The organism is Bacteroidota bacterium, assembly GCA_016194975.1.
Lineage (GTDB): Bacteria > Bacteroidota > Bacteroidia > Palsa-965 > Palsa-965.
Genome location: JACQAM010000012.1, coordinates 57975 through 70941 on the forward strand (window position 1 = coordinate 57975; position 12967 = coordinate 70941).

8 protein-coding genes are annotated in these 12967 nt (G+C 44.9%); 2 read left to right on the forward strand and 6 right to left on the reverse strand.

Going from position 1 to position 12967, the window contains the following annotated elements; genetic code table 11:
* Positions 1 to 6: 6 nt before the first annotated feature.
* The 4 genes from HY064_08960 to HY064_08975 form a co-directional block, all read right to left on the reverse strand.
* Positions 7 to 5457 carry a gliding motility-associated C-terminal domain-containing protein gene (locus tag HY064_08960; GenBank protein ID MBI3510782.1) on the reverse strand — a complete coding sequence of 1817 codons (5451 nt, stop codon included), beginning with the start codon at positions 5455 to 5457 and terminating at the stop codon, positions 7 to 9.
* A gap of 251 nt (positions 5458 to 5708) precedes the next feature.
* On the reverse strand, positions 5709 to 6737 hold the full coding sequence (locus HY064_08965) for a class I SAM-dependent methyltransferase (GenBank protein MBI3510783.1): 1029 nt from the start codon (positions 6735 to 6737) through the stop codon (positions 5709 to 5711).
* Positions 6738 to 6894: 157 nt separating this feature from the next.
* Positions 6895 to 7686, reverse strand: a complete 792-nt coding sequence (locus HY064_08970; protein ID MBI3510784.1) for a DUF1295 domain-containing protein — start codon at positions 7684 to 7686, stop codon at positions 6895 to 6897.
* Between the two features lie 90 nt (positions 7687 to 7776).
* Positions 7777 to 8505, reverse strand: coding sequence for an acyl-CoA desaturase (locus HY064_08975; protein MBI3510785.1), 729 nt, complete (start codon positions 8503 to 8505; stop codon positions 7777 to 7779).
* Between the two features lie 121 nt (positions 8506 to 8626).
* On the opposite strand from HY064_08975, the gene HY064_08980 reads away from it, so the two are divergent.
* Both HY064_08980 and HY064_08985 read left to right on the forward strand, forming a co-directional pair.
* Positions 8627 to 9511 (forward strand): universal stress protein, encoded by an 885-nt coding sequence (locus tag HY064_08980; protein MBI3510786.1) that lies wholly within the window; start codon positions 8627 to 8629, stop codon positions 9509 to 9511.
* 2 nt (positions 9512 to 9513) lie between these two features.
* Positions 9514 to 10776, forward strand: a complete 1263-nt coding sequence (locus tag HY064_08985; GenBank protein MBI3510787.1) for a cation:proton antiporter — start codon at positions 9514 to 9516, stop codon at positions 10774 to 10776.
* A gap of 118 nt (positions 10777 to 10894) precedes the next feature.
* Here HY064_08985 and HY064_08990 read toward each other — a convergent pair whose 3' ends face one another.
* Positions 10895 to 11938 carry a CapA family protein gene (locus tag HY064_08990; protein ID MBI3510788.1) on the reverse strand — a complete coding sequence of 348 codons (1044 nt, stop codon included), beginning with the start codon at positions 11936 to 11938 and terminating at the stop codon, positions 10895 to 10897.
* A complete protein-coding gene (locus tag HY064_08995) occupies positions 11938 to 12909 on the reverse strand; it encodes a M23 family metallopeptidase (protein ID MBI3510789.1) in 972 nt (323 codons plus the stop codon). The genes HY064_08990 and HY064_08995 overlap by 1 nt, the downstream gene beginning before the upstream one ends.
* Positions 12910 to 12967 lie beyond the last annotated feature (58 nt).

Sequence of the window (12967 nt, forward strand, 5' to 3'; positions counted from 1 at the left end):
GAACTTTTATCTGCGTATGTCGATGTAACCGTTGAGCACTTTCTGTCCGTCAGAAATGTTGAGGATCACGAAATAAGTACCGTCAGGAAGTTTGTCGCCGGAAGAAGTGGTGCCTTCCCATGTGTTCATGTAATCATCCGCCTGCCACACTTTATTTCCCCAGCGATTGAAGACTTCAATTTTATTCTGAGGAAAAGCTTCGAGTCCGTGTACCACGAAGAAATCATTGTTTCCGTCTCCGTTCGGTGAGAAACCGGTTGGCATCTGCAACACGAATGGTTCGCTGAGCAGAATTGATGTTGTAGTGCTGCATCCGTTCGCGTCTGTGATGATGACGAAATAATTTCCGGCAGGAATGTTTGATTGATCTTCAGTAGAAGCGCCGTTGCTCCATGCATAAGTGTATGGAGTAACACCACCGTTCACAGTGATCTGAATGGATCCGTCACTTCCACCGGAGTAAGTGACGTTGAATCCGTCAGTCTGCACCGGGCTTGAAACGCTGCTGCTCATTGGAGAATTGTCGGTGAGTAGAATGGTATCGCCAGATGAACAATTGTTCGCGTCAATTACATTCACTGTATACGATCCGGAAGCGAGCGCTGAAATATCCTGCGTGCTTTGTCCGTTCGACCAGGTGTAAGTGTAAGGTGCAAGTCCGCCGTTAACACTCAGATCAATTGATCCGTTGTTATCGCCGAAGCAGAGTGGGTTGAGACTTGTGTTCGAGAGAATCATAGGTGACAATTGCGAGATGACAAATGAATTGGTGAGTACACATCCGTTCGCATCGGTTACGCTTACAGAATAAGATCCTGAAGTGATCGCGGAAATATCTTCTGTTGTCGCGCTGTTTGACCAGGAATAAGTGTAAGGATTTACTCCGCCACTCATGGTAATATCAATTGATCCGGTATTGAATCCGTTGCATAAGACATTTTGTTGTGTGGAAGTAAGCCCGAGCGCAACAGGTTGAGTGAGTGTGACGGCTAATGTACTTGTGCATCCATTCGCATCAGTGACATTTACAGAATATGTTCCCGCGCTCAGATTATTCACATCTTCGGTAACAGCGCTGTTGCTCCACACGTAGGTGTACGTGGGTGTTCCGCCTGCGCTCGTGATGTCAATTGTTCCATCTGAATTTCCTGCGCAACCGATATTGTAACCGTTGTAATTACTCAGTGCAGTAATCGAAGTAGTGAGTAGTGTTGGTTCTGTCAATGTGAATGAAAGATTATCACTGCAGCCGTTCGCATCAGTGACCGTCACCGAATAATTTCCGGATGAAAGATTGCTTACATCTTCAGTTGTTGATGCATTGCTCCAGTAGTAAGTGTATCCGCTCGTTCCGCCACTTGTTGTTACATCAATAGCGCCTGTGGAATTCTGAAAACAAGTGAGATCTGTTGTAACTCCGGATGTGATCAGATCTGTTGGCTGAGTGATCGTGATGCTCGACGTAAGCTGACATCCATTCGCATCTGTGAACGTTACAGAATATGAACCTGAAGAAAGTGAACCGAGATCTTCTGTTGTATTTCCATTCGACCAATTGAAAGTGTAAGGTGATACGCCACCGCCAGGAGTAAGATCTGCTGCGCCAGTCGCATTTCCAAAACACAACACATTCGTTGGTTGAATATCAGCGATCATTGCAGATGGTTCTGTAAGTGTTACAGAAGATGTAGTAGTACATCCATTCGCGTCGGTGATCGTGACAGAATATATTCCTGCGGCAAGTGAAGAAATATCTTCTGTTGTAGAACCGTTACTCCAGTTGTAAGTGTAAGTTGTTACACCACCATTCACTGTTAAATCCACTGATCCGTTTGAAGAACCATTGCAGCTTACATTATTTCCGTTGAATCCGGAGAAAGCAACAGTAGAAGAAGTGAGTACAGTTGGCTGTGCGAGTGTGAAGTTGAGCGTGTCCGTGCATGCGAGCGCATCCGTGATGACAACACTGTAAGTTCCTGCAGCGATGTTGCTGAGATCTTCTGTTGTCGCTCCGTTAGACCATGAATAAGTGTAAGCGCCACTTCCTCCGATTGCACTCAGATCAATTGATCCGTCTGTACTTCCATTGCAGGAAACCTGGAATCCGCCTGCGAATGAAGAAGTAACTCCTGAAGGAATGATCTCATTCGGAATGCTGATCGGTTCCGTTACAGAAACGCATCCGCTCGAATCTTTTACGATAATGTTGTAACTGTTTCCTGTTGCAAGATTTGTTGTGAAAATATTTGCGCCGAGATACGTCACTCCATTATCGAATGAAAAATAAAGCGGGCCGCCATTTCCACCGGTTGCAGTTAGTGTTACCGGAATAGATGTTACACCGTCAGCGATGCATGGATTGAAAGAAACAGTTTGAATATCTACAGCAGGTGGAATGACAAGTGTAGTTGCTGCCGGAGTTGTGCATCCGTTGTTATCATGAACGACTACCTGGTAAGATTGTCCTACAGCGAGCATCGTATTGTAAATTCCGCTTCCGAGAAATGTAATACCATTATCAAATGAAACCTGGTAAGTAAGATTAGATCCGCCGGAAGGATAAACTGTCACCGAAGAAAGTCCACTGCCGGGAGCAGGACAAACTTTAATTATAGAATCAATATTCACATCAGCAGGTTCGTTGATCGCGACATCAAATGGATTGATGAGTCCGCATCCGTTTGCATCCGTAATAGTGAGTGTGTAATTTCCGAATGTGAGTCCGCTGATATCCTGCGTTGTTGCGCCAGTACTCCAGTTGTACACATAAGGTGTAACACCTCCGCTCATGCTTACGTCGATCGCTCCGTCATTTCCTCCATGACAAGTTACTTGTGTATTGGAAGAAGTTGCAAGGAGTATAGCAGGTTCGGTGATGATGGTAGTTGCTGTTGTTGTGCAACCATGCGAATCGGTAATGAGTACGCTGTATGTTCCGGTTGAAAGATTTGCCTGGTCTTCTACACCAAGTCCATTCGACCAGGAATAAGTATAAGGGAAAGTTCCTCCTGAAACAGTTTGTTCAATCGTTCCATTGAGCGAACCATTGCAACTGATGTTTGTAGGAGAGAGAACACTGCTCAGAGCAGATGGCTGAGTGATGGTGAAGTTGACAAAGTTCGTGCAGTTGTGCGCATCAGTAATTGATAAACTGTAATTACCCGCGCTCAGTCCATTAACTGTTGAAGTTGTTGCACCATTGCTCCACAAATAAGAGATCGGGTTGTTAGCGAATAAAACGATCGCGGTTGCTGTACCATTATTTCCACCATTGCAGGAAACCGCAGTCGCCGCAACGGCAACAGTAAGATTATTACAAGGAGGTTGAGTGATCTGAACGCTATCGATCAATGTGCAATTGTTCGCGTCATGCACGAGCACGGAATATGTTCCCGCAACAAGCGTGTTGATGGAAGAAGTAGTTGCAGCATTACTCCATGTGTAAGTGTAAACCGGAGTTCCACCTGAAATATTCGCTGCAGCGCTTCCATCATTACCACCAATCGCTGTAACGTTTGTGTGCGTCATAGTATTTATGAGTTGTGTTGGTTGCGTGATGGTAACGTTCACCACTTTGGAACAATTGTTCGCGTCGGTAACGAGACACTGATATGCTCCAGCTGTGAGTCCGGTTGCAACTTGTGTTGTTTGAAATAAAGGATCACTCCACAGATATGTGTAGGATGGTGTTCCGGCAATAACAGTTGCAGTTGCTGTGCCTGATGCATTTCCATTGCAGAGAATATTTGTACTTGACGCAACAACGTTGTACGCGTTGCATCGTGGTTCATTCACGACAATGCTCGAAGCGATCTGGCATCCGTTCGCATCTGTTGCTGTTACAACATATACTCCATAGATAAGACCGGAAATGGTAGAAGTAGTTCCGCCATTCGACCAGAGGTAAGTATATGGAGCACTTCCACCACTAACATTGGCAGTAGCAGTTCCATCGTTGCCACCATTTGTTGAACATGGAGTACTCGAAGTAATAATGGAAAGCGAAGAAGGTTGTGTGATCGTTCCGCAATCGGTGCTGATGCATCCGAGATTATCCATTACAGAAAGACAATATGTTCCAGCAGCTGCGGAAATATTCGCAGTCACCGCACCTGTGCTCCATGAATAAGCATAAGGTGTTGTTCCACCTGTAACAGTTGAAGTGAGCGCTCCAGTACTACTACTGCAACCTACATTCACGTCGGGAACAGTCACAACAAGTGGTGAAGGAAAATGTAATGTCACCTGATCTGTTGCTGCGGAACATCCGCCACCCGCACCAGTTGAAGTGAGTGTGAGTGTAACTGCTCCCGAAGCGATCTCCGCTGCAGTTGGAGTATATCCGACAGTGAGTGAAGTATTGTTTGGAACAAATGTTCCTGCACCACCGGTCCAGATTCCACCTGTTGCATTCGTTACTGTTCCGCTAAGAACTGCAGAAGGAGTTGTTGGACACAAGGTCTGATCCGCACCTGCATTCACAGTCGGAGGAGGAACTGCTGTAACAGGAACACTGATGTGTAAAGCAGGACAGTGAAGTGAATCATAAAGAATATCTCTTATTTCAAGACTGTATGTTCCTCCAAGTGTCGCGTTGTATGTTGTAGAAGTTCCAACTGTAATGAGTGAAGTATTTCTCCATGTGTAAGAGTATGGAGATTGTCCGCCGGAAACTGATCCGGTAAGAAGCACGCCCGGTCCATTGGTACAGAAGGTAGCCGAACTCGGAGTTACACTTCCTGCGAGAGTGCTCATATTATAGATGCGCACAACTCCGCACGTCGCTACATATCCGCAAAGTGTCGCGATCGGTGTTCCGCATATTCTGTAATCAATGAATGCCGGTGCACCAACTGCAGGAGTGTACAACACCGTATCACATTGACTGATGCAACTGAGATAACTATTGTATTGTCCTGGCGCGCCCGGAAAAATGGATTGCCATGTGATCGAACTTTCTACAAGTCCGAGTACATGTATTGGCAGATTGCAACCGATGCGCGTTGTATCATTATGCGGGAACAGTGGTTTTGGAATCGATTTGATGTAATATGTATTTGTATTGTTTCCCGGTTTACAAAAAGTAATGTGATGCGGACCAACTCCTGTTATACAAACAGGCGAACCAACTGCAACCGGTGGACCGCAATTGATCTGGTAATACATGGATCCGGAAGGAATGGCTTGTGATGGATCGTGAATAATATCGAATCCCATTTCAACCATCGCGGCACCGGTGTCGAGCGTTACATCGAATGAAGTGCAATTGTCTCCTCCTGTTGCGGTGCAGCAATGTCCGTTCCGGGAATGAGTTGGAGATGTCCACCATCCGTTCGGCTGACCCGTCAGGTCAACGTTGAAGAATGGAACCGAAGGATCGCAGGATGCATTCTGTGCTTTGAGATCAAATTCGCTTACTACTAGAAGCAGGAGAGAAAGAAATAAAAATTTTCGCATGTGATGTGTTATTAAGACAGGGCAAAGAAAGTCAGCACTGCATTTACACCACATGATCGTGGTTGCTGCGAACAGTGATTAATGTCACGTTTGGATAAAAGGAAGGGAAAATAAAACAGGACGAAAATTTATCCGCCGTGTTTTATTGATAATTGTCAGTTAATGATCAGCGACTCACTTGAACTTTTCCAGTCTTCGAAGTTTTTCCATCACTGATTCTGTAGAAATAAATTCCAGGAGAACGTACTCTTCTATTTCCCCAGCAAATAATGCCCCACGAACCATTCTTCTCCATTCTTATAGCCCCACAATTCTGCGCACGACATGTAGAACACGCGCCAGTACACCCACCATTTTTTTGCATTTTCATTTCCGTAGGTTTTCCCGAATAACGGAAGAATGGAATTTTTATTCCGGTCCATATTTTCCAGCCACGCCTCGGAAGTTTTTGAATAATGCATCCCGGAAACGCGCCAGTGTTTTTTCACTTTCAGATCTTCATTCCAGTAATAGAGATAATGATCGGAAGGCATCATTCCGCCCGTGAAAAAATAGCGCGACATCCAATCCGATTCATCTTTCGATTCAAAAAAATATAAATATTCGCGGTGAACAAAAATGTGAACGAATAATTTAGCATCGTCTTTCATCCAGTCGGAAATTTTTTTCAAAAGCATTCTGTGATTGCGCATGTGCTCGAACATTTCAACGGAAACAACGCGATCGAATTTTTTATCCGTGCTGAACGCATTCATGTCGGCGGTGATGATCTCAATATTTTTTATTCCTCTTTCTTTCGCCGCGGAATCAATGAATTCTTTCTGTGTACGTGAATTGGAAACCGCGATGATCTTTGCATTCGGAAAATATTTTCCCATCCACAACGTGAGTGATCCCCATCCGCAACCAAGTTCGAGAATTTCCATTCCGTCTTTAAGCTCCGCCCGCTCACAGGTGAGTGCGAGCATATCGGCCTCCGCCTGCGCGAGCGAAGTGATACCGGGTTTATAAAATGCGCTGCTGTATTTTAAATTCGGCCCGAGGCAATATTGGTAAAATTCAGTTGGCACTTCGTAATGCTGTTCATTCGCAGCTTTTGTTTCAATGGCAATGGGAGAATTTCTGCAGAGCTCGATCAGTGAATTGAAATGTTTTTGCTGCTCATCGGGCGAAGATCTTTTTTCTTCGCGCAAGCGTTGTTTTAATAATTTTCTGATCCCGGCGCGAATGGCGGAGTCGGGGAGGAGATTTTTTTCGAGAAGGGAATCGATATTCACCAGGGAGGATTACAGATTTGTATGGAGATTACAGATTACAGATTGAGACTGATTTACAAATGAGTCAGTGAAAACCTGTGCAATCAGTGGCAAGATTACTGTAGTATTAATAAATACTCTCGACAGGAAATTTGCCACTGATTTCACGGATCAGCACGGATTACTTTTTCTTAGGAGGTAATGGAACAAACACACTTACTCTTCGTTGGTAATCGCGGTAGAGATCTCCTCTCGATCGCACCGACTGTTCTTCGGTCATTGGAATTCCGGTGACTTTCCAGATGAGCATGAAGATCGTGAGCGGACAAACAAAAGAGATCCATCCCCAATTGCTCGAAAGTGCGAGAATAAAAACGGAGACCCATATCATGAACTGGAAAAAATAATTCGGATGACGCGACCATCCCCACAATCCTGCTTCACACACTTTTCCTTTATTGGCCGGATCTTTTTTGAAATTTTTCAATTGCCAGTCAGAAACACCTTCACCGATTATCGAGAGCAGCCACATTCCTGCGCCGGTCATTTCAGGAATGGAAAGGTGATCTGTTTTATTCAAAGCGATGATGAAGAAAGGTGTAGCAAGAAAAATATTCGACAACGCCTGCGCCTGGAAAAAAAAGAAAAAAGTACGATCCGGTTTTGGCCCCCATTCTTTTCTCAATTGCGCATAGCGGCCTTCTTCATGATCAAGATGAGAACCCACGCGAATGAGAAGATAAATTCCCAAACGCAAACTCCACAATGCCGCGAGAATGCAAACTACTTCTTTGCGCGGCGCATATCCATCGGCCATGAAATAAATCACCGCAGCAATGATCGTGAAATTGAATGCCCAGAAAATATCAACGACTCCGGCATTCTGAATTCTATAAGCCCATATCCAGATGATGATCATCACGATGGAGCAGCAGGCGAATGAGACGAGGGGAATTTCGATGAAGGGATTCATTTTTTTGTTGGCGATTTTTTGGTTGCTCGTTGGTGGTTTTGCAAGCTGATGCTACCATCAACTACCAACAAAACCGATGACCAACTTTTTTCACTGTCTTCGAAGTTGAATAATATGTAACCAGTGAAATACTTTCATAACAGGATACGTCGGATCGAACTCAAACCATTTTTTTGCGAAGTTGGGATTGTTCGGACTTTTATGGTGATTGTTCTGCATTAATTCACCCATTAAAAATAATTCCACAGGAATCGTATTCTTGGAATGATCTTTATTGTTGAAATTCTGGTAACCGTATTTGTGTCCGCACCAGTTGACAATGGCTCCCTGTATCGGCCCAATGAGAAAATGAATCGGAAGCAACGCATACATCCACCAGTGTGTTGCAAAGAAAAAATAGAAAACGAAATAAGCAGCGCCGAAAAAAATACGCACCAGCCAACTGTCGCTTATCTTGTCGAGCAAAGGCCAGGTTGGATAATGAATGAGGAATTCCGGTTCGGGTTCTGTTTTGTATTTCACGAAATCCTGGTAAATGCGTTTGGTTTTCATCATGAGCCCCCAAACATCTTTGATAAAATGCGGCGAGTGCGGATCTTTATCCGTATCGCTGTATGCGTGGTGCATGCGGTGCATGATGGCGTACGCACGCGGATTCAGAAAGGAAGAACCCTGCGTGAGGAAAGTGAAAAAATAAAAAGTACGTTCCCATCCTTTCGACATCGTGAACATTTTGTGCGAACAATAGCGATGCAGAAAAAAAGTCTGGCAGAAAAGTGAGAGAAACCAGTGGCAGAGAAAGAAGATGAGTATGATCATTTCTGCTACAATATACGGGGTATTTTGCAGTGCGGATTTGGGTTTTGAGTTATGAGTTTATTTTGACCCATAACTCATAACCATTTCCTTATTTTTACAGAAATCTGTCATAAACCCGCAAATGGATTACACAAAACTCAAAGGAAGGCCACCTTTCCCGATCGAAACAATAGGAGTCGCCGTCGCTTTCTCGCCCCGCCTCGAAGATCTGCTCGGAGAATCGTATCGTCTGGCCACTGCCTTCAACGCGCAACTGATCGTTTTTCATATTGGGGAACGGAATCGGAGCAAAGAAGCGAAACTCGATGAAGCATTCCGTAATCTCGGCATAGATGAGAAAAAAACAAGAGTGATCTGGAACAACGGAAACCCCGTGACCACACTTCTTGAATTATGTAAACTCAATGCTGTAGACCTTTTAGTAGTAGGTGCGTTGCGCAAAGAAAATGTATTGCGCTTCTATCTCGGATCTGTCGCAAGAAAAATTTCGCGCCGCGCAAAATGTTCGGTGTTGCTGCTTACCGCGCCGGCAAAAAACGGATCGAAGTTCCGCAAACTGATGGTGAACGGACTTGAAAATCCCAAAACGGAACATACGATCCGCACTGCGTTGTATTTCGCAAAACAAACAGGCGGAAAAGAATTGATCGTTGCCATGGAATCGCAACAGGCGGAATTCGCGATGAGTGTTGCCACAGATACGACGGCGATCGAAGCGTCGCGCATCAAAAAAGAATTCGGCGAACACGAACGCAACAAGATCCATCAGCTCGTTCACGAACTTTCCAAAGATGATCAGATCAACATCACCGATAAACCGCTGAACGGAAAACCCGGATTCGCCATAAGGCAATATGCGGAATCAAAAAAAGCTGACCTGCTTGTGCTGAATTCTCCCGATCAGAAATATGGATTGATGGATCGCATCTTTACTCACGATATGGAATATGTCCTGGAAAATCTTCCGGGCAACGTACTCATCGTTCACTCGAGGATCAGTCACTGATGATCGCAAAACTGGAACATAACGATCTTGTCATCCTGTTGCTCGCCATCAGTACGATGCTCGTGCTTTCGAGAATAATTTCGGAGCTCGGCAAAAAACTGAAACTGCCGGTGGTGATGGGAGAATTATTTGTCGGCATCCTGCTTGGCCCGACTGTGCTGCAAAGATTATGTCCCAATCTTTTCAATTATCTTTTTCCGCTTACAACAAACCAGCATGTTTCGATCGCGCTCGATGGAATTTTTAGTTTGTCGGTGATCATGCTGTTGTTCGTCGCCGGAATGGAAGTGCAGTTGCCGATGGTATTGCGGCAAGGGAAGACGGCGGTTTTTACTGCGGTCGGAAGTATGATCATACCATTCTTCACGGGCTTCGCCATCGCATGGTATTATCCGCAATTTTTCGGTGTGATCGGTGATGAAAAAAATCGTTTGCTGTTCTCACTTTTTCTTGGAACAGCGCTTTCCATTTCCGCATTGCCGGTGATCGCGAGAATTCTCATGGACATGAATTTATTTAAGACGAATGTGGGAATGATCATCATTGCATCGGCGATGTTCAATGATCTTGTCGGATGGTTATTCTTCTCGTTCATTCTTTCCATGAGCGGACATAATCACAATACACTGAGTCTTGGCTCCACGATCTTTTACATTATTGCATTCGGTGCGTTCATGCTCTTCATCGGGCGAAAAATAATTGACCGCATCATGCCGTGGATACAGACGAAACTTTCCTGGCCGGGCGGAGTGCTCGCGATGAGTCTTGGTTTGTGTTTGCTTTGCTCGGCATTCACCGAAAGCATAAACATTCACGCGATACTCGGCGCATTCATTGCCGGAATTGCGATCGGCGATTCTGTTCACCTCAAGCAACAGGCGCGCGATATCATTCTGCAGTTTGTCACGAATTTTTTCGCGCCGCTGTTTTTTGTTTCGATCGGATTGAAGGTGGACTTCATTGGTAATTTTGACTGGAAGATCGTGGCGGTCGTTCTTGTGCTTGCTTGTGCGGGAAAACTTATTGGCGCGACAACGGGCGCAAAACTCGGCGGACTTTCAACGAGAAATTCACTCGCCGTCGCTTTCGGATTGAACGCCAGCGGATCGATGGGGATCATTCTCGGAACACTTGCATTGGATGCACAGATCATTTCACTCCCGGTTTTCGTCGCGATCGTTTTCATGGCTATTGTTACGAGTTTGATGAGCGGACCTCTCATGAGAATGTTTGTCGAAGGAAAAGATGAACTGAAATTGCACTGAGGTTTTCCCTGTTTTTATTTCCTGTTTTTTTCTGCGATCCTTCAGGAAGATTTTTTTAAAACCAGTTTTCAAAATACTAAAAAGTATAGCAATAAGAAGCTAACTTTTACAGTACGTTTTAAAATTTCACGTACATCTTTCCATCCGCTTCAATTACCAGTTTCGATTCGGGAAAATCATTTGTAGAGAGCGCGATCATTTCATTGATCACTGAATTTGCCGGATCAGGAACCGGCCCTCCTTCACCCTCCTGCTTCGTTGCAATTATTTTTCCGCCGAGAAATTTTCCATGCCGGTCCACTTTCACCATTACGATTGGAGCATGGCCGCATTTCCCTTTTAAATTAAAACGATTGTAGGTGCAGAAATTTCCGCAACTGTAAGCAATGAAACGATCTTTGTAAACTTCCGCACCGCGCGTTACATGCGGACCGCTTCCGAAAACAAGATCAGCACCGGCGTCTATCACACCGTGCGCGAACGCATACACATCACCGCGGTCTTCACCAAGAAAAATTTCGTGCGCACGCAACACGTGATCGCGGCTTTCTCCTTCAGCGCCACCGTGAAAAGAAACAATGACGATATCGGCGCGTGAGTCGAGATAAGCAACTATTTTTTTTGCGCTGTCAAGATCATTGATGTCCATCGTTCCTGTGTTGGGTGCAAATGCACAGAAACCATATTTAATGCCGCCTTTTTCAAAAATCACATACGGCTTCGAAACAAGCCCCGCATAATAAATTCCTGCACTGTCGAGCGCGCGCATGGTTCCTTTTCTTCCTTCTTCACCGAAATCTCCAACGTGATTATTCGCCACACTCACCAGATCAAACCCTGCATCAGCAAGATATTTTGCATAATGTTCCGGTTGACGGAATGCATAACAGATCTTGGGATTGCTGCAACTCTTCACCGTTCCGCCGCTGTCGAGAAAAGTTCCTTCGCTGTTTCCGAATGTAAGATCGGCGCTGCGCAGAATATCTTTCACCGGGCTCAGCAGATCACGTCCGTCATTCGGAGCAAGATATTCTTTGCCGGGATAATTTGTTCCCTGCATGATGTCGCCAACCGCTGCAATCGTGATCGTGTCTTTCTGTTGTGCAGTGAGTGAAAAAGAAATGGAAGAAATAAGTGCGAGAGAAAAAAATATTTTTTTCATCAGTCGAAAGTTTGTGAAGTTTCGGAAGAAAGTTTGATGATGAGTGCGTACTGCTCGGGCGTGAGATCTTCCATGTAATAATTCACCGGGTTCATCAGTTCGCCATTCTTATGCACTTCGTAATGACAATGCGGCGCTGTCGATAATCCTGTTGTTCCTACATAACCGATCACCTGTCCGCGTTTTACTTTTTGTCCCGGAACAACAATGAAACGCACCATGTGCCCGTAAAGTGTTTCGTAACCATAACCGTGATCGATCACCACATGATTTCCATAACCCTGCGATTTATCATCAGCAACCGTCACTGTTCCGTTGGCAGTCGCAAAAATTTCTGTTCCCTGCGGCGCTGCAAAATCCATTCCCGGATGAAACTCCGGCGTTTTATAAATAGGATGAATTCTCCAGCCGAATCCGCCGGGTGCATGCTTCAGATCTTTATTCGAGATCGGCATGATGCATGGAATGCATGCGAGCATATTTTCTTTTCCTTTGGCAAGTTTGATCACTTCATCATACGATTTCGATTGGATGTACATTTCTTTTTCCAGCCGATCTACTTTCTGCGTGAGCGAAACCATCATCGTTGAATATTCAAATCCTTCAAGCGACTTGTAACGATCCACCGTTCCGAAACCGGCTTTGCGCAATGCGTCGGGAATAGAATCCGTTTCAAGAATAGCGCGGTAAATATTATTATCGCGTCCTGAAAGATCCTGCATCACGAGATTCATCTGGTCCACTTTTCTATTCAGCAGATCGTATTGCAATTTCGCTGTTTCCAGTTCGCGCCTCATTTGTTTTTCTTTCGGCGAATCGAAATAACGAAATGAGATTACAACCGAAACCGCGCCGATCACTGAAGCCGTGAACAAAAAAGAAATTACACGGAAAATCCTTGTCACGATGGGCGTAACAGCTTTCTCGTAACTGAGCGTTTTTGTATTGTATTTATAACGGATCTTCGACAAGAGTACGAATTACTTATTCCGCTAATATACGAACCGATACGCCTTTAACGGATCATTT